This is a genomic window from Nonomuraea sp. JJY05, assembly GCF_043496855.1.
In the GTDB taxonomy this organism is placed as follows: domain Bacteria; phylum Actinomycetota; class Actinomycetes; order Streptosporangiales; family Streptosporangiaceae; genus Nonomuraea.
The window spans coordinates 40,919-58,945 of record NZ_JBIEIS010000026.1 but is presented as its reverse complement, the minus strand read 5'-3'; the positions used below and the strand labels follow the sequence as shown (position 1 = coordinate 58,945).

Here is an 18,027-nt window from a genome sequence, read left to right as displayed (position 1 = left end):
GCTAGATGCCGGCTGGGGCGGGGGCCGCGGAGGAGCGGCGCAGGGCCGGGGTGGTCGTTCCCACCGCGGCGATGGCGGCCAGGCAGAGCAGGCCGCCGCCGATCAGGGCCGCCGCTCCCGAGGTGGCGTCCGCGACGAGGCCGCCGCGCAGGTTGCCGAGGTCGGGGCCGGCCTGCCCGACGATCTGTTCGGCGGCGCCGACCCGGCCGAGCAGTTCGTTCGGGGTGTGCAGCTGGACGATCGTGCTCCGGGACACCACGGAGACGGTGTCGGCGGCGCCGGCCAGGACGAGGAAGGCCAGCCCGGCCCACGGGTCGGGTGACCCGCCGAACAGCGCGAGCGCCCCGCCCCACGTGGCGGAGCCGGCGAGCATGACCAGGCCGGGCCGGGGCAGCCGGGTGAAGGTCCCGGAGAAGACGGAGGCCACGACGCCACCGACGGCTATGGCGGTGAGGAACAGTCCGAGAGTGCGCGGGTCGCCGCCGAACCGCTCCGCGTTGATCAAGGGGAACAGGCTGATCGGCATGGACAGCACCGTGGTGGCGAGGTCCGTGAGCAGGGCTCCGCGAACGACGGGAGTGCGGGCGAGGAAGGCCAGGCCGTCCAGCACGCCACGCAGTCCGGGGCGGGCGGGCTCGCCCTCGGGACTCATCCGCGGCAGACCGACCACGCCGTAGAACGCGGCGGCGAAGGTCAGCGTGTCGATCAGGTAGCAGCCCCCGACGCCCAGCGCGCCCACGATCAGCCCGCCCAGCGCGGGGCCCATCAGCATGGCGCCCTGGAAGGAGATGCGTCTCAGCGCCAGTCCGGCGGCCAGCTGGTGCCTGGGCAGGAGGTGCGCGATGAACGTACGCGAGGCCGGGCCCCCGACGGCGCCGAAGCAGGAATGCGCGACCACCAGCCCCAGAATCCCGGCGGGCGGGAGCTGTCCGAAGAAGCCCTGGGCAGTGAGAAGGAGCGAGCACCCGGCATGCCCGCTGGTCGTGATCAGGCAGAGCCTGCGGCGATCCACCCGGTCGACGAGCGATCCGGCGAACAGCCCGAGGACCACGAGCGGGATCGCCTGCGCCAGGCCGACGGCGCCGGTCCACGCGGTGCTGCCGGTCATCTCCCAGACCTGGAACATCACCGCGACGATCGTCATCTGGCTGCCGAAACCGGACAGGGCCTGGCCGATCCATAACCGCCGGAACCGCGGTGACGTCCGGAGCGGGGTCACGTCGAGCAGCGTGCCCCTCAGCCCCATCCGGGGTCCTGTGCCAGCTTCTCGGCGATCCGGTCGTGGAAGCTCCTGCGTTCGAGTGCCTGCTCGATGTCGGTGACGACCCGGGAGAGCGGATAGGGGAGCTCCGCCTCGAGGTCGGCGAGGGCGGCCTCGGTGGCCCGCCACTCCGCCGCCAGGCGGCCGATGACGGCGCGGGCCTGGTCGGTGAGCGTCACCTTCTTGCTGCGCGCGTCGTCGCCCGCGACGGTCTCGACCCAGCCGGCCTCGCGCATCGCGGCCACCTTCTGGCTGAGCGCCGAATGCGTCCGGTTGACCGACTCGGCCAGCTCGGTGATGGTCATCGGTCCGCGGGCGTGCAGGCGGAGCAGCTCCATCACGTAGCTCGGCTTGAGCCCGTCGATCCGCTCCGCGGCGTAGATGCGGGCGATGTCGGCGTCCATCGACGCCTGGAGAAGCCGCAGCGGGCGCCAGAGGCTCTGATGGCTGGGGTCGATCTCATGGGGGTCGGCCATGAAGCCAATCGTAACAGCACTTATATAAGCACTGTTAAATGTCAGGCGCGCCGGGGCACGCGCTCGTACGCGCACCTGGCCGATCGGCCGCTTCTGGAGCGACGGCGGGTCACGGCCGGGCCGCAGCAAGGTGGCACGAACACCGGCGCGGTGCGAGGCGGACGGCTCCGCCGGGACAGATATCGCCCCACGTTGGTCCGCAGGATGACGGTGCCGGCCAGCACCACCAAGGCGATGAGGAAGGCGCTTTCAGCCACTTTCTCGCCTCCTTACAGCGACTGCGCTCTGCACGACACTCGACGCAGGAGCTATATATCCGCCACAGGGTCGCTACAGAGCTCAGGCCGCCGGCCAGTTTCTGAGCAGGACGTCCAGCGCGTCCAGGGCCCTGGACCACGACACGTCCGCGCTGCGCGGATGGGTCGCGAACCGGCCCGTCGTCTCCAGGGACACGTATCCATGGAAAGCGCCGCCCAGCAGCCGGATCGCGTCGGTCTGGTCGGGGTCCGACAGGCCATAGCCGCGCAGGAGCGCCCGCGTCAGCTCCGCGTGCCGGCCTGCCGCCCTGGTGGCCGCCGCCTCCGGGGGCAGCTCGAGCTGCGCCGCGGCGTACCTGCCGGGGTGCTCCTTCGCGTAGTCGCGGTAGGCGTTGGCGAAGGCCACCAGCGCCTCCTTGCCCGCCCGGCCGGCCAGCGCGGCGGCGACCCTGTCGGCCAGCTCCCCCAGGGCCAGCTCCCGCACCCTGATCCGCAGGTCCTGCGCGTCCTTGACGTGCGCGTACAGGGCCGCGGGCTTGACGCCGAACCCGCGCGCGAGCGCCGAGACGGTCACGTTCTGGAAGCCGATCTCGTCGGCCAGCTCCGCCGCCGCGCTGGTCAGACGCTCCGGGGTCACTCCAGCCCGCGCCATGCGCCCACCTTTCTTACAGCCTTTAAGTATTTGCATAATACCCTTAAGGAGAGCTAGCCTCGCCGCCCATGAGACCAGTCACCGAGCGGGACCTCCGCACATCGTTCATCAACTGCTCCAAGGGGGAGACCCAGCGCCTCAGCCCGCCCAAGGACCTCGCACAGAGCCCCTGGGAAGACCTCGACTTCCTCGGGTGGCGAGATCCGGGCGCGCCCGAACGCGCGTACCTGGTGGCCGAACGCGACGGCTCCCTCGTCGGGATCGCGCTGCGGGTGACGTCCGGCACGTCGCGCGGCTTCACCTCGCGCAGCATGTGCTCGCTGTGCCTGACCATGCACACCAGCGGCGGCGTCGCGCTGATGACCGCGCGCCGGACCGGCGAGGCCGGGCGTCAGGGCAACTCGGTCGGGCAGTATCTGTGCACCGATCTCGACTGCTCCCTGTACGTACGCGGGAAGAAGAAGGCCGCGGGCGACGGGGCCATCGACGAGTCACTCACCCTGCCGGAGAAGGTCGCCCGCACCCGGGCCAACCTGTTCGCCTTCCTGGCCAAGGTGTGACCGGCGGTCGGTGTGCGCGGAGTGGACGGCGGGCCAGTCCCCGGAGGGGGCGGGCTCGTGGCACAGGCCGTTGAGGGTGGCGCGGATGACGCGTTCGGCCTGGAGGTCGAAGGCCCGGGCGTCGTCGACGCGGATCAGGCCGTCGATGAGCAGGACCGCGAGACCGTGAATGGGCGCCCAGACGACGAACTCCGCCCCCGGGCGCGAGGCCGCCGGGAGGGCGCCGAGGTCGGCGAGGCGGTCGAGTTCGGCCGCCAGCACGTCGTGCGGATGGGGCGAGACGCGGGAGTCCGGGCCGGTGGCGCCCGCGCCGAAGACGAGGCGGGCCACGGCCGGGTCCTCGATCGCCCAGTGCAGGTAGCCGCGACCGAGGGCGATCAGGCGACGGTGGGGGTCGGCGGTCTCGCGGGCGACTCGTTCGCAGGCGCCCGGGTCAGCGGTCTCGCGGGCGGCTCGCTCGCAGGCGGCCGCCAGGAGGCCGCCGAGTCGGGAGAGGACCCGTTCGGACAGGGCGCGGACGAGCGTGTCGCGTGAGGCGAAGTGGTGGTAGGCGGCGCTGGGGCTGACGCCGACCCGGGCGGAGGCTTCGCGTAGCGACCAGCCATCGGCCCCGCGTTCGCGCACGAGCCCCTCTGCGGCGTCCAGAAGTGCGGCGCGCAGGTCGCCGTGGTGATACCGCCCTTTGGCCATGAGCCGATCTTAACACCGATCAGATCCGTGTTACGCTGCGCGAAAAGCCATCTCAACACTGTTCAGATTGGAGTGGGTCATGTGCCCCACCGCGTCTTCGCCGTCCGCCGGAAAGGCCGTCGTCCCGGAGGTCCGGCCGGGCCCGCCGCCGATCGTGCGGGGCGAGCCGGTCGAGGTGGCCGACGGCGTGTACGTCATCCCGGACGGCCGCGTCGAGCTCGTCCCCAACGTGGGCATCGTCGTCGGTGAGCGGGCCGCGCTGGTGATCGACACCGGCATGGGACCCCGCAACGGCGCCCACGTCCTGGAACGGGCCCGCCTCCTGGCCGGCGACCGGCGCCTGTACCTGACCGTCACCCACTTCCACCCCGAGCACGGTTTCGGCGCGCAGGCCTTCAAGGGAGCCGCGACGATCGTCTACAACGCCGCCCAGCGCGCCGAGCTGCACCGCAAGGGCGCGGCCTACCTCGACATGTTCAAGAAACTGAGCCCCGCCGTCGCGGCCGAGCTCCAGGACGTCACCCTCGTCGACCCCGACCTCGTCTACGACGGCGAGGCGGAGCTCGACCTCGGCGGCCGGACCGCGATCCTGCGCACCGCCGGCCCGGCGCACACCGCCTCCGACCAGATCGTCCTGGTCGACGACCGCGTCCTCTTCGGCGGCGACCTGTTCGAGACCCGCATCTTCCCGATCACGCCGTACTTCCCGCCCTATGACGTCGACGTCGACGGCGCGCGCTGGATCGACCTGCTCGACCGCCTCATCGCCCTCTCCCCCGAGGTCGTCGTCCCCGGCCACGGCGAGGTGAGCGACGTCTCCCTGCTCCACGACGTCCGCGACTACCTCGTCTACGTCCGCGCCGAGGTCGCCCGCCTGCGTGCCTGCGGCGCCTCCGAGGACGAGACCGCGGCGGCGATCGACCAGGCCGCCCGAGCCCGCTGGACCACCTGGGAACGCCCCGAGTGGATCGGCTTCGCCGCCCGCGCCTTCTTCCACGAGGCCGCCTCATAGCGCCTGGACCTGCGGCGACGCCGAGCACGGAGCACAGGCCGTACCGGCCGAGGTAGCGCAGGCTGTACCTCGGTTGGGGCGTACGTGGGAAAGACTCGCAGGTCCGGTGGCTGGTGTGCTGATCACCCAGCACCCGCCGCCACCGGATCCCCACGAGGTCGTCCATCATGCCTGCCCTCAGCCGCGACTCCAGGGAGCCCGGACGGCACCGTCTCCCCCAGCGGGACCGCCTGCACGAGATCGACGCGCTGCGCATCACCGCGGCCGTCGCGGTGATGGTCTATCACTACATGTTCTCCGGGCCGGTGGGCGGATCGAGCCCGCTGCGGTTCCCCGCGGCCGGCGAGATCGCCAGATTCGGCTATCTGGGCGTGGACCTGTTCTTCGTGATCAGCGGGTTCGTGGTGCTGCTGAACGCCTGGGACCGCGGCCCGGGCGCGTTCCTGGTCTCCCGGATCGTCCGCCTCTATCCGGCCTTCTGGATCGCGGTCACGATCACGACCGTGGTCTCGGTCACGCTCGGCCTGGGCCGCTATCCGGTCACGTTCGCGCAGTATCTCGCCAACCTGACGATGTTCAACTCGTTACCCGACATCCCGAACATCGACGTCGTCTACTGGACCCTGTGGGCCGAGATCAGGTTCTACGCGCTCATCTTCGCCCTGACCTGGATCGGCGTCACGCGGGCGCGGGTGACCGCGATGTCGTGGGGCTGGCTGGCCCTGACCTTCCTGCTGCAGAGCGGGGTGCTCCCGCCCTCCGCGCACACCGTCGCCGACCTGGTGGTGCAGTCGCAGTTCTCGCACTACTTCATCGCGGGCATGGCGCTGTGCGTCGTCCACCGGTACGGCCCCACCTGGCAGCTCGGCGCGATCCTCGCGCTCTGCCTCGGCAACGCCGTCCACCGCGGCGTCGAGTTCGCCGGCAAGGTCGCCTCCCGCTACCACGCCGAGATCGCGCCAGGTGTCGTGGTGGCCGCCATCATCGCGATCTTCATCGTGATGACCCTGATCGCGCTGCGCGTCACCCGCGGCCTGGGCCGGCCCTGGTTCGCGATCGCCGGCGCCCTGACCTATCCGCTCTACCTGGTCCACGCCCACATCGGCTTCATCGTCCTCACCAGGCTCGGCGACCGGGTGCCGCCGTACGTCCTGCTGATCGCCACGATGACGCTGATGGCCGCCCTCGCGTACGCCGTCCACACCCTTGTCGAACGCCCCTTGGCCCCCGTGCTGAAGCGAGCCCTGACCGCCCGGGGCAATGGCGCGGCAATCCCCGCGAATAATGGTCGGCGCAACCGCCATAAAATCGCTACATTACCGCCATATAAATCCCGGGAGGCATCATCCGATCTTCACCGGAGAACCGATAAGGTCGCCATAAATTCACCAGGGAAGTCCGTCTGACCTGGAGATTCGCGAGAGCCTACGGCGCCCGGAAATGCGGTTCGCGGTACGCGTCACCGCTTACCGAAGGGCGCGAAAGGTGTGACTCCGAACGCGATTTGAGCACCGATTTGAATGGCTGTCCAGACCCTTGTGGAGTGAATTCCGATCATCTACTGTCCAGGTGATCAAATCACTCACGCCCGCACACGGGAGGCCCCATTGCGCCGATTAACGACCGCCGTCGCTCTTTCGGCGGTGCTGATCCCCTTCCTCTCCCCCGACGCCTCCGCCTCCGCCGCGGTCACCGACGAGCCGCCCCCGGCCGAGGTTCAGGAGGTCGGCCCCGGCCAATACTTCTCCGACTCCTCCACCTTCAAGATCGCCGAAACGGACGTGTCCTTCGCCGGGATCGGCCGCCGGCACGGCGTGGCCGCCGCCAACGGCGACCTGGCCCGACCGCAGTCGGCCCCCGCCACCCGCCCCGAACTGGCCGTCTTCGGGCCCGGCTGGCAAGGGGAGTTCCTCGGCGGGGCGATCAACCGGAAGCTGGAGGTCCAGAACGGCGCCGTCGTCGTCACGAACCTGGAAGAGGGAAGTTCGACCCGCTACGACCTGAAGAGCAGCGTCTCGCTGCCGGGCGGCGGCGGTATCAACACCTACGAGGACGCCACCGGCGCCAAGCTCACCGAAACGACCAAGTGGGACGCGACCGCCGGAGCGATGCGTACCACGATGTCCGAGGCGATCTCGGTGGATCCGGCCACCCAGGACGCCGGTGACGACACCTTCACCGACGCGAGCGGCAACCCCGTCAGCGCGGCCGACCTCAAGTTCGCCTACACCTGGGCGCAGCCGGCGGGCCTGCAGAGCACCGACACCTGGCGGGTGACGAGCGTCGGCACCACCGCGTACGGCAAATCGACGGTTGGTTACGACACCCAGGGCCGCATCAGCACCATCAAGGAACCGGCCGCGGGCGAGGCTCCCGAGACCACCCTCGCGTTCACCTACGCCACGTCGACCACGGCCGGCACCTCCTCGCTCGGCGACTTCACGGGCCGGCTCAAGGAGGTCACGGTCACCGTCGGCACCGAGGCGCCGCAGACGGCGGCCCGCTACGCGTACGACCTGTCCGGGCTGCTGCGCACGGTGAGCGACCCCAGCGACGGCACCACCCAGGCGACCTACGCCTACGACGGGATCGGCCGCCTGACGTCGATCGACTCGCGCAGCAACGGCGCGTGGCAGCTGAGCTTCCCCGCGGGCAGCGCGGTCCCCCAGGTGACCTCCGCCGACGCCGACCGGCCGACCGCCGGCACGCCGATCGAGGGTTCGGGAGGGATCCCCAGCCCCGTGACCCCGGAGCCGCCGCCGGGCGACTTCATCCCGGGCGGCATCGACGGCACGCAGGCCTATCCGAAGTACTGCCCCACGGCCAAGGACTGGATGTGGTGGACCAAGATCGGCTGCGTCTCCTACGCGGCGCACTACGGCTGGCACAGCCCGAGCTGGAAGCGGACCGCCAGCGGCTTCAAGGTCATGGGCATCAACCACGACCACTGCACGCAGGCTCCGGACCGTCCCAGCGGCTTCGACTACCGGCCGGCTTGTGACTCGCACGACTACGGGTACGGGCTGATCGGCAACACGTACAAGAAGTACAAGTACTACCTCGACCGCAGCCGCAAGGCCGACGTGGACAACAGGTTCTACATCACGCTGCGCGACAAGGTGTGCGGCGGCTACTTCATCCTGGTCCGCGGGACCTGCAAGCGGATCGCCCTCGTCTACTGGGCCGCCGTCCGGGTCAAGGGCAATCCCAAGAACGGCGCGAACGCGACGTAATCCCACCCTGTGACCCCACGGGCCGGACGGCGGGATCGACCGCCGTCCGGCCACCCCCTCATGTCGGCGTCGTCACCATGGAACTCTTCACGTAAGGCGCGATATGTCATGAAATTTCCGGTCTTATCCTGCGTCATTGTGGCATTGGCGGCCACCGCGTTCGTGAGCGTGCCGGCCCACGCGGCCTCGGCGAATCTGGAGCAACAGACTGCCCAGCAGACCACGGGAACGGCGCCGACGGTGGAGCCCGAAGTGCGCACCAAGCTTGCCGCCGGCGGCAAGCTCCGGGTGAACGTGGTCACCAAGTCCCGGAACGACCTGCCCGACGCCGCCAGCAGCGGCCAGGTCCTGCGGACCTCCTCCCGCTTCCCCCTGGTCACCCTGCGCGTGGACGCGGCGGCCGTGGACCGGCTGGCCAAGCTCCCCAACGTGGTCAGCGTCACCGAGGACAAGCCCGTACCCCCGGTGCTGGCCCAGAGCATCCCCCTGATCGGCGGGGACCGCACCCGCGCCGCGGGCATGACCGGCGCCGGCAGCGTCGTCGCCATCCTGGACACCGGCGTCGCCGTCAACCACCCCTTCCTGGGCAGCCGCGTCCTCGACGAGGCCTGCTTCTCCCCCATCGACCCCGACTACGGCTCCACCAGCCTGTGCCCCGACGGCACCGCCGAGCAGGAAGGGCCCGGCGCGGCCGACAGCGACACCGGCCCCTGCGCCGACGCCGCCCTCGACTGCGACCACGGCACCCACGTGGCCGGCATCGCCGTCGGCAACGGCCAGAACCTCACCGGAGCACCACCGGCCGGCGTCGCCCCCGGCGCCGAACTCGTCGCCATCCAGATCTTCAGCAGGTTCAGCTCCGAGGACTTCTGCGGCGCCGGCGCGGCCCCCTGCGTGATGAGTTTCACCAGCGCCCAGATCGCCGGTCTGGAGAAGGTCCTGGAGCTGCGGGAGAGCGGCATCCCCATCGTGGCCGCCAACCTCAGCCTCGGCAACGGCCACTACCCCGCCGCCTGCGACGACGACCTCCGCAAAGCCCCCATCGACGCCCTCCTGGCCGCCGGCGTGGCCACCGTCATCGCCTCCGGCAACAACGGCTTCGGCGACGCCGTCAGCGCGCCGGCCTGCATCTCCTCGGCCATCGCCGTCGGCAGCACCACCGACCAGGGCACCCCGTCCACCTTCAGCAACCGCGGCCCCCTGCTGGACCTGTTCGCCCCGGGCACCGACATCGTCTCCTCCGTACCGGGCAACAAGTACGCCTCCATGAGCGGCACCTCCATGGCCGCCCCCCACGTCACCGGCGCCCTGGCCGTGATGCGCCAGGCCCAGCCCACCACCGCCGTCTCCCAACTGGTGACCGCCCTGAAGACCACCGGCAAGGTCATCACCTACACCGGCGCCACCACCCCGCGCATCCAGCTCGACACCGCCGTACTCGGCAGCACCAACCCCACCCCGGACCCCGACGCGGACCCCTGGCCGCTGCCCAACTACACCAACGGGACCGACTACGCCATCCCCGACCACGGCTACGTCGAATCGAAGATCGTGGTCAACGACCTCATCGGCAGCGCGCCCGCCTCCATCGAGGTCTACATCGACATCCACCACACCTGGCGCGGCGAGGTGAAGGCCGACCTGATCGCCCCGGACGGCAAGGTCTACCCGCTGCGGGCCCCCGCACCCAACGACAGCGCCGACATCATCCACGAGACCTATCACGTCAACGCCAGCGCCTCCCCGGTGAAGGGCACCTGGAAACTGCGCGCCCAGGACGTCGAATGGCTCGACACCGGCTACATCGACAGCTGGACCATCAGGCTGCCCTGCTTCGGCGCCTGGGACGACATCCCCATCCCCGACCCCGGCAGCACGGACTCCCAGATCGTGGTCGGCTGGATCTCCGGCAACGCCCCCTCCAACGTGACCGTCTACGTCGAGATCAACCACACCTGGCGCGGTGACCTGAAGCTCGACCTGGTCGCCCCGGACGGCAAGGTCTATCCGCTACGGGCCCCGGCACCCAAGGACGACGCCGACGTCCTGAACGAGACCTATCACGTCAACGCCAGCGCCTCACCAGCCAGCGGCAGCTGGAAACTACGCGTCGAAGACGTCGCCTCCGGCGACAAGGGCTACATCAACGGATGGACCCTGACGCTCTGAGCAGAGCGCGGCGGCTCGAGACAGGGAGCTACGTACCGAGCCGCCGCGCCCCCTCGACCAGTTCGGCGAGGTCGGCGGCCGCCGCGAAGCCGAGCCGAAGGTAGCCGCCGGGAGCCTCCGCGGCGAAGTAGTCGCGGCCCGCGCTGATGACCACGCCCCGCGCCCGCGCCGCCTCGACGGCGGCGTGGTCGTGGCCCGCGCTCATCCGCACCCACAGGTGCAGCCCTCCGGTGGGGATCTGCTCCGGCACCCAGCCGGGGACCTCGCGCGCCAGCGCGGTGACCAGCGCGGCGCAGCGTTCGCGCAACGCGTGGGCCAGAGCACGCAGGTGCCGGTCCCAGGCCGGCGTGCTGAGCAGCTCGACGGCCGCCTCCTGGAGGGGGCGCGCGATGAAGAAGTCGTCGACCCGCCGCATCGCGCGCAGCCGTTCCATCACCGGGCCCCTGGCGATGACCGCGCCGATGCGCAGGCTGGGCGAGGCGGGCTTGGTCAGGGAGGTCACGCAGACCACGGTGCCGTCGCGGTCGTCGGCGACGAGCGCGCGAGGCACCGGCGCGCCGTGCCCGAGGTGGCGCGCGAAGTCGTCCTCGACCAGGAAGGCGCCGGCCGCGCGGGCCACGTCGACCACCTGCCGGCGACGCTCGGGCGACAGGACGGCGCCGGTCGGGTTGTGGAAGGTCGGCTGGCAGTACAGCAGCCGGGCCCCGGTCGTGGCGAAGGCGTCGGCCAGCAGGTCGGGCCGGATGCCAGCGCCGTCCAGGGGCACGGGCACGGGGCGCAGCCCCGCCGCGCGGGCGGCCGACAGCGCACCCGGATAGCTGGGTGATTCGACCAGGATCGGGCTGCCGGGCGCGGCGACGGCACGGAACACCATGGAAAGGGCGCTCTGCCCGCCGCTGGTGATCAGCACGTCGTCGGAGCCGACGTCGCCGCCGGCCTGCCTGGCGAAGATCGTACGCAACGGCGCCAGGCCGGCCACCGGCGCTCGATCCCAGGCGTCCGGGCGGCGGGCCGCGCGGGCGAGAGCGGCGGCCAGCGCCTTGGCCGGCTGCAGGGAGCTGTGCAGGTAGCCGCCGGCCATCGTGATGGCGCCGGGCGGCGGATCCAGCAGGTCGCCCGCCGTCAGCGCGGGCATGCTGCGGTCCGCGAGCACGACCGTCTGCCAGGAGGTGTCCCCCACGCCGCCGGGGGACCGGTCGCGGCGCGTCGCCACGAAGGTGCCGCTGCCCGGCCGGGTCACCACCGCCCCCTCGGCGGCCAGCAGGGCGAAGGCACGCGTCACCGTCACCGGGCTCACCCCGTGCCGGCGCACCAGGTCGCGGGCGCTGGGCAGCCGGTCGCCCGCGGCCAGCCCGGCGATCTCCGCCCGCAGGCTCGTGACGAGAGCCTCAGTAGTGTTACTCTCGGACATGACATACAAGAATAACGCTTTCCCCTTTACTGCGGAAACGCTTCAGACCCTTCGCGACGACACCCCGGGCTGCGCATCGGTGGTGCACTTCAACAACGCCGGCTGCGGCCTGCTGGCCAGGCCGGTGCTGGAGGCGATGCTCGCCCACCTGCGGCTCGAAGCGGCCATCGGCGGATACGAGGCGGCCGCGGCGCGGCAGGCGGAGGTCCGCGACTTCTACGCCGCGACGGCCGGGCTCATCAACTGCTCCCCCGACAACATCGCCTTCGCCGGGAGCGCGACCGACGCCTACACCAGGGCACTGTCCGCCATCCCGTTCGAGCCCGGCGACGTCATCCTCACCACGCGCAACGACTTCATCTCCAACCAGATCGCCTTCCTGTCCCTGCGCAAGAGGTTCGGCGTCGAGATCGTGCACGCGCCGGACCACGCCGACGGCAGCGGCGTCGACGTCGAGGCGATGGCGGCGCTCATGCGCTCGCGGCGGCCCCGGCTGGTCGCCGTGACCCACGTGCCCACGAACTCCGGCCTGGTCCAGCCGGTCGCCGAGATCGGCCGCCACTGCCGCGAGCTGGAGCTGCTGTATCTCGTGGACGCCTGCCAGACGGTCGGCCAGTACGAGATCGACGTCGAGGAGATCGGCTGCGACCTGCTCACCGCCACGTGCCGCAAGTTCCTGCGCGGGCCGCGCGGCTCAGGCTTCCTGTACGTCTCCGACCGGGTCCTGCGCGCCGGCTACGAGCCGCTGTTCATCGACATGTACGGCGCCCGCTGGGTCGCGCCGGAGCGCTACCGCCCGGTCGAGACCGCCGCGCGCTTCGAGGACTGGGAGTTCCCCTACTCGGCCGTGATCGGCAGCGCGGTGGCCACCAGGTACGCCCTCCAGGTCGGCCTGCCCCGCATCGCCGAGCGCACGCCCGCGCTCGCGGCCCGGCTGCGTGACCGGCTGGCCGCCGTCCCCGGCGTCCGGCTCCTCGATCGCGGCCCGCGGCCGGCGGCCCTGGTCACCTTCGAGATCGAAGGCTGGCAGCCGCAACCGTTCAAGGAGGCCATGGACGCGCAGAGGATCAACTCCGCCCTCAGCTTCCGCGAGTTCGCCCAGTACGACTTCGGCGACAAGGACGTGGAGTGGGCCCTTCGCCTGTCACCGCACTACTACAACACCGAGGAGGAGGTGGACCGGGTCGCCGCCGCCGTCGCCGAGCTCAGCCTCGCCGCCGCCCGGCGGTGAGGGGCGGCGGGCCCGCGCTCAGAAGCAGGGTTGCCCATCCAGATCTAGACGTTTAATATCCAGGATTATGCGGATGAGCGAGGGGGTGGAGTGGGCCCTGCACAGCTGCCTGAACCTGACGTGGGTGAAGCAGGGTGAGGCCATGACCGCCGCCCGGCTGGCGGCGTTCTACGAGCTGCCCACGGCGTACCTGAACAAGCAGCTCCAGGCGCTGGCACGGGCCGGCATCGTCACCTCCACCCCTGGCCCCCGCGGCGGGTTCCGGCTGGCCCGGCCACCGGAGCGCATCACGTTGCTCGACGTGGTCACCGCGATCGAAGGGCCGGGCGAGGCCTTCCGCTGCGAGGAGGTGCTGCGGAAGGGGCCGTCCGGCTGGCCGGACGTCGACTACCGCAAGGCATGCTTCGTCTCGCAGGCCATGCGGCGGGCCGAGCTCGCCTGGCGCAAGGAGCTGGCCGGCCAGACGCTGGCCGACATCAAGGCGACGGTGGAGCGCCACTCCCCCGGCACGCCCGCCGCCACGCGCGACTGGTTCGCGAACCGTCGCCCCTGAGCGACCCCACCCCTGAGCGGCCCTGCCGCTTGGCCTAATTCTGGATATCAAATATCCAGACCATCCAGAAAAGAGGAGATGCAGCAATGCGCATGAACATTCGCAAGCCCGCCGCCGACGGCCTGAAGGCGATGTACGCGCTGGAGGCGTACATCAACTCCTCCCCCGTCCCCCGCGCCACGCTCGACCTGCTGCGGCTGCGCGTCAGCCAGATCAACGGCTGCGGCTTCTGCGTGGACATGCACGCCCGCGAGGCCCGGGAGGCGGGCGTGCCGGGGCGGCGGGTCGACGCGGTCGCGGCCTGGCGGGACACCCCGTTCTTCTCCGACGAGGAACGCGCCGCCCTCGCGCTCGCGGAGGCGGCCACGCGGGTCGCCGACAACCCCGACGGCGTCCCCGACGCGGTGTGGCAGGCGGCCGCGGAGCACTACGACGAGGAGGAGCTGGCCGCCCTGGTCATGACGATCTCCGCGATCAACGCCTGGAACCGCATCAACATCACCCTCCGCAACGCCCCGGCGTAGCGGCTTGCTATCAAGCAAACGCTTGGTAAAGTCGGTGCGTGCTGCTGGATGACAAGGTCGCGGTCGTCACCGGGGCGGGCCCCGGGCTGGGGCGGACCCTGGCGCGCCTGCTGAGCGAGGAGGGCGCCAGGGTCGTCGTGGCCGCCCGCACCGCGGCCACCGTCGAGCGGACCGCCGCCGAGGTGCCGGGCGTGCTGGCCGTGCCCGCCGACATGACCAGGACGAGGGACGTACGGCGGCTCGCCGGCACCGTGATCGACCGGTTCGGCCGGGTGGACGTGCTGGTCAACGCCGCCTTCCCCGGATCGCACCGCAGGAACGTGCTCGACATGTCCGACGGCGACCTCGAGGCCTGGCGCGCGGCCGTCGAGACGGGCGGCTACGGCACCCTGCTGGCCTGCAGGTTCATCGCGCCGCACATGGTGGCCCGGCGCTCCGGCTCGATCGTCAACATCACCTCCATGTCCTCCCGCAAGGGCTACGCGGGGCGCAGCGACTACGCCGCGGGCAAGGCCGCCGCGCACCTGTTGTCGCACTGCCTCGCCGACGAACTCGGCCCGTACGGGGTGCGGGTGAACTGCGTCGCCCCCGGCTGGATCGCCGGCGACGCGCTCGACGACTGGATGCGCACGCGGGCCGCGGCGGAAGGCGTGACGTTCGAGGAGATCCTCGCCCGCGACGTCTCGGCCATGGCGCTGCGCCGCGTCGCCACCGAGGAGGACGTGGCCCGCGCCGTCATCTACCTCGCCTCCGACCACGCCAGGGCCCTCACCGGCGCCACCATCGACGTCAACGGCGGCCAGCTGTTCACCTGAAAATGTGATCTTGTCTGCGGCCCTGGAAGTGATCACACTTCGGTTCGAAGCTCGGGCGTCGAACGAGGAGAACCTCAGTGGCCAATGCCTGGATGACCACCCCTTTGACCTGGCTCGTACGGATAGGCGCCGCGTGCGTCCTAGCCGCCCCCTCGCTGTCCCCCGCCGCCGCGTCGGCCCTGGCCACGGCCCCGGCGCCGCTCCAACCCCTGAGCCTGACGGGCCTCGGCGTGCGCGCCGGCTCCGACCCGTACACCGTGCCGCTCACGGCGGAGTACGAGCAGGTGGGCATCGGCGGGGCGCTCAGCGGGACCGACCGCGTCGCGCTGCCCGGCAACGAGGACCCGGACTGCGCCGCCCGGGCGGCCTACCTGCCGCGGGTGCCGGTCCGCTCCTGGTTCTGCTGGAACGCCGCCGCCCAGGGCGACAAGGAGGACCTCCCGCACTCCCCCTGGGTGCCGCAGGGGATGGCCACCTCGGGCGAGGCCCAGCTCGGCGGCACCCCGATCGGCAGCGATCATCGGGCGCTCATCACCAGCTGGGTCTGGCTGAACTCCCCCGACCCGGCCAACCCCGACTACCGCACCAACTCCGTGAACCTGTCGGTGGTCGACCTCGACGACCGCCGCTACCGCAACGTCCTGCCCGTGTGGGTCGACGGGCAGGGGAAACTGCGGCGCGTCTACGGCCACGGCGGCGGCCTGGCCTGGTACGGCCCCTACCTGTTCATGACCTCCAGCACCAACTGGAACGGCTACTCGGGGCCCAGCTCGACGTACAACACCATCCGGGTGTTCGACACCCGCAAGATCTACCGCAAGCGGGACGGCAGCGGCGGCGACTACAAGTACGTCATCCCCGAGGTGCGCCACTACATCACCCCCATCCGCCTGGACTACGTCTCCCTGGACCGCCACAGCTCCGGCGGCGCCAGCCTGATCGCGGGAACCTACAAGGCCTCCAGCGGCTCGACCGGCTCCCCGGCCGGCACCAAGCTGGTCCGCTACCGGTTCCAGCCTCCCCCGGACGGCGACTACCGCCTCATCAACGCGCCGGTGCAGGCCTGGGTGTCCACCGTCCCGGCCGATCCGGCCGACGCCATCAGCGACGTGCAAGGCGTCCAGTCCGACGGGGACCTCCTCTACATCAACATGGCGGCCGGCTCGCACCCCGGCCCCAACCCGAGGAGGCGCTTCGCCACCGTGAACGTCGCCACCACGCCCCGGACGATCAGCGCCCACACGAGCTGGGCGTACCGGCCGGAGGACCTGTCCCAGTGGTACGCCACCGGGGAGCTGTGGGGGCTCACCGAGGGCGAGGAGGAACGGGTCGTCTTCTCCGTCGCCATCGCCGACGTCGATCCCGCCTGAAGCCCCCTTTCGACGCCGGCGTCCTGCCCGGCGAAATCTTGATGGTCCCGGATTAACGACATCGCCATTCGCCGGGCGTCCCGGTGGAGGAACCGTCGCGCGTCTGCTGGGGTGAGGTCCGGGAGGTGACCGATGCCCCAGGACAGACCGATTCTCGTCACGGGCGCCGCTGGCAGCGTCGGAGCGGTCGGCCGGACCGTCGTGGAGACGCTGCGGCGTCAGGGGCTGCCGGTCCGGGCGCTGGTCCATCGCGAGGACGAGCGCGCCGAGGCGCTGCGGGCCACGGGCGCCGAGGTCGTCGTCGCCGACATGACGCGCGCCGCCGACGTCGTGCCCGCCCTGCGCGGCGTCGGCCGGGTGTTCTTCAGCATGAGCGTCTCGCCGTCGTACCTGGAGGCCGCCGTCACCATGGCGACGGTGGCCCGCCAGACCACCGGCATCGGGGCGTTCGTCAACCTCTCGCAGAAGACCGTCTCCGGGATGACCACCACGAGCACGGAGGAGTCGCGCCAGCAGCGCCTGCACTGGCTCGCCGAGCAGGCGCTCACCTGGTCCGGGCTGCCGCTGGTCGTCGTGCGGCCCACGGTCTTCCTCGAACACCCCTTCTTCACCCTCTTCGCCGCCGCCTCCATAGCCGAGCGGGGCGAGATCCGCCTGCCGTTCGGGGGCGCCCATACCTCGCCGGTGGCGGCGGGCGACGTGGCGGAGGTGGTCGCGACCATCCTGGCCGCCCCGTCGCCGCACGTCGGGAAGGTGTACGAGCTCACCGGACCGCGCTCGGAGGACATGAACGCCGTGGCGGCGGAGTACTCCGAGGCCCTGGGGCGGCGCATCACGTACGCGGACATGCCGCTGAAGGAGTGGATCGAACAGGACCTGCGCAAGGCGAAGCTGCCGGACCACCTGGCCGAGCACATCACCACCATGGCGCGGCTGCACGCGCGGGGCCGCTACGCCCGCCTCACCCACGACGTCGAGACCGTCACCGGACGGCCGGCGACGAGTGTCAAGAGCTTCGTCGCCGGCCACGCGGCCCTCTTCGGCGGCCCCCGGCTCGGCTCGGGGGGCCGCCGGTAGGCATCATCGAAGGATGCCGAGAAGTGCGCTGGACCGGGCGCGTGACCTGTGGGCCGCCCTGACCGGCGTCCCTGTCGCTTTTCCCGCGAGCGGGGACGTGAACGTCGTGGTGTCGCCCAGGTCGTCGTTGTGCCCGCCGGGCTGGACGGGCGTCGTCGCGCTGGACGGGGCGATCCTGGCCACCGTGCCGGACGCCGGCCTGGTCGAGCCGGTGCGGAGCGCGCTACTGGAGCTCGGTGACGCCGGCCTCGCCCGGCTTCCTGAGCGCCTGCCGGTCCTGGACGTCCTGGGGCCGGCGACACTGGCCTACCTCGACGCCGGTGACTTCGTCGCCGCGCCGGCCACCGCCGGGGTCGAACGCCTGCCGGCCGATCACCCGGCGATCCGGGCCCTGCTGGCCTCGGTGCCGCAGGAGGAGGCGGACGAGTCCGGCCTGGAGGAGATCGCCTCGGCCGCCCACGCCGTCCGCGAGGGCGGGGACGTCGTCGCGGCCGCCGGCTTCCGGCCCTGGCTGGACACGGCCGCGCACGTGAGCGTCCTGACCGCGCCGCGGCACCGCGGCCGCGGCCTGGCCCGCCTGGCGGCCTCCGCGGCGGTCGCCGGCGCGCTGGCGACCGGACTGCTGCCGCAGTGGCGGGCACGTCCGGAGCCGTCGCGGCGCGTCGCCCGCGCGCTCGGCTTCCGGGAGCACGGCGCGCAGCTCAGCATCCGGCTCTAGGACCGGTCGCAGGCCGGC

At 71.5% G+C, this 18,027-nt stretch carries 17 protein-coding genes; 12 read left to right on the top strand and 5 right to left on the bottom strand.

Going from position 1 to position 18,027, the window contains the following annotated elements; all coding sequences use genetic code 11:
- Position 1: 1 nt before the first annotated feature.
- From ACFKCF_RS35290 to ACFKCF_RS35280, 3 genes are all read right to left on the bottom strand, one after another.
- A complete protein-coding gene (locus ACFKCF_RS35290) occupies positions 2-1,246 on the bottom strand; it encodes an MFS transporter (protein ID WP_394499621.1) in 1,245 nt (414 codons plus the stop codon).
- Positions 1,237-1,737 carry a MarR family winged helix-turn-helix transcriptional regulator gene (locus ACFKCF_RS35285; protein ID WP_394499620.1) on the bottom strand — a complete coding sequence of 167 codons (501 nt, stop codon included), beginning with the start codon at positions 1,735-1,737 and terminating at the stop codon, positions 1,237-1,239. The genes ACFKCF_RS35290 and ACFKCF_RS35285 overlap by 10 nt, the downstream gene beginning before the upstream one ends.
- A gap of 339 nt (positions 1,738-2,076) precedes the next feature.
- Positions 2,077-2,646, bottom strand: a complete 570-nt coding sequence (locus ACFKCF_RS35280) for a TetR/AcrR family transcriptional regulator (protein ID WP_394499619.1) — start codon at positions 2,644-2,646, stop codon at positions 2,077-2,079.
- A 68-nt stretch (positions 2,647-2,714) separates the two neighbouring features.
- Between ACFKCF_RS35280 and ACFKCF_RS35275 the strand changes: the two genes are divergently transcribed.
- On the top strand, positions 2,715-3,206 hold the full coding sequence (locus ACFKCF_RS35275) for an FBP domain-containing protein (protein ID WP_394499618.1): 492 nt from the start codon (positions 2,715-2,717) through the stop codon (positions 3,204-3,206).
- On the opposite strand, the gene ACFKCF_RS35270 is transcribed toward ACFKCF_RS35275, so the two are convergent.
- Complete coding sequence (locus ACFKCF_RS35270) at positions 3,138-3,896, bottom strand: TetR/AcrR family transcriptional regulator (protein WP_394499617.1); 759 nt, start codon at positions 3,894-3,896, stop codon at positions 3,138-3,140. The genes ACFKCF_RS35275 and ACFKCF_RS35270 overlap by 69 nt on opposite strands.
- Positions 3,897-3,975: 79 nt before the next feature.
- Here ACFKCF_RS35270 and ACFKCF_RS35265 point away from each other — a divergent pair, with 79 nt between their 5' ends.
- The 4 genes from ACFKCF_RS35265 to ACFKCF_RS35250 all read left to right on the top strand — a co-directional run bounded on the left by ACFKCF_RS35265 (position 3,976) and on the right by ACFKCF_RS35250 (position 10,310).
- Positions 3,976-4,908: an MBL fold metallo-hydrolase gene (locus ACFKCF_RS35265; RefSeq protein WP_394499616.1), complete on the top strand. Its 933-nt coding sequence runs from the start codon at positions 3,976-3,978 to the stop codon at positions 4,906-4,908.
- A 167-nt stretch (positions 4,909-5,075) separates the two neighbouring features.
- Positions 5,076-6,314, top strand: coding sequence for an acyltransferase family protein (locus ACFKCF_RS35260; protein ID WP_394499615.1), 1,239 nt, complete (start codon positions 5,076-5,078; stop codon positions 6,312-6,314).
- A gap of 201 nt (positions 6,315-6,515) precedes the next feature.
- Positions 6,516-8,141, top strand: a complete 1,626-nt coding sequence (locus ACFKCF_RS35255; protein WP_394499614.1) for a phospholipase A2 — start codon at positions 6,516-6,518, stop codon at positions 8,139-8,141.
- Between the two features lie 138 nt (positions 8,142-8,279).
- A complete protein-coding gene (locus ACFKCF_RS35250) occupies positions 8,280-10,310 on the top strand; it encodes a S8 family serine peptidase (protein ID WP_394499613.1) in 2,031 nt (676 codons plus the stop codon).
- A gap of 28 nt (positions 10,311-10,338) precedes the next feature.
- On the opposite strand, the gene ACFKCF_RS35245 is transcribed toward ACFKCF_RS35250, so the two are convergent.
- The gene (locus ACFKCF_RS35245; RefSeq protein WP_394499612.1) at positions 10,339-11,721 is read right to left on the bottom strand and encodes a PLP-dependent aminotransferase family protein; all 1,383 of its coding nucleotides are present in this window, start codon (positions 11,719-11,721) and stop codon (positions 10,339-10,341) included.
- Here ACFKCF_RS35245 and ACFKCF_RS35240 point away from each other — a divergent pair.
- From ACFKCF_RS35240 to ACFKCF_RS35210, 7 genes are all read left to right on the top strand, one after another.
- The gene (locus ACFKCF_RS35240) at positions 11,720-12,952 is read left to right on the top strand and encodes an aminotransferase class V-fold PLP-dependent enzyme (protein ID WP_394499611.1); all 1,233 of its coding nucleotides are present in this window, start codon (positions 11,720-11,722) and stop codon (positions 12,950-12,952) included. The two genes, ACFKCF_RS35245 and ACFKCF_RS35240, sit on opposite strands and share 2 nt — an antisense overlap.
- Positions 12,953-13,025: 73 nt before the next feature.
- Positions 13,026-13,505: an RrF2 family transcriptional regulator gene (locus ACFKCF_RS35235; RefSeq protein ID WP_394499610.1), complete on the top strand. Its 480-nt coding sequence runs from the start codon at positions 13,026-13,028 to the stop codon at positions 13,503-13,505.
- 92 nt (positions 13,506-13,597) lie between these two features.
- The gene (locus ACFKCF_RS35230) at positions 13,598-14,029 is read left to right on the top strand and encodes a carboxymuconolactone decarboxylase family protein (RefSeq protein WP_394499609.1); all 432 of its coding nucleotides are present in this window, start codon (positions 13,598-13,600) and stop codon (positions 14,027-14,029) included.
- Positions 14,030-14,067: 38 nt separating this feature from the next.
- Entirely contained in the window at positions 14,068-14,844 is a 777-nt protein-coding gene (locus tag ACFKCF_RS35225) for an SDR family oxidoreductase (protein WP_394499608.1), read from the top strand.
- A 92-nt stretch (positions 14,845-14,936) separates the two neighbouring features.
- Complete coding sequence (locus ACFKCF_RS35220; RefSeq protein WP_394499607.1) at positions 14,937-16,214, top strand: hypothetical protein; 1,278 nt, start codon at positions 14,937-14,939, stop codon at positions 16,212-16,214.
- Between the two features lie 132 nt (positions 16,215-16,346).
- Positions 16,347-17,291, top strand: a complete 945-nt coding sequence (locus ACFKCF_RS35215; RefSeq protein ID WP_394499606.1) for an NAD(P)H-binding protein — start codon at positions 16,347-16,349, stop codon at positions 17,289-17,291.
- Positions 17,292-17,304: 13 nt separating this feature from the next.
- The gene (locus ACFKCF_RS35210; protein ID WP_394499605.1) at positions 17,305-18,009 is read left to right on the top strand and encodes a GNAT family N-acetyltransferase; all 705 of its coding nucleotides are present in this window, start codon (positions 17,305-17,307) and stop codon (positions 18,007-18,009) included.
- Positions 18,010-18,027: the final 18 nt, after the last annotated feature.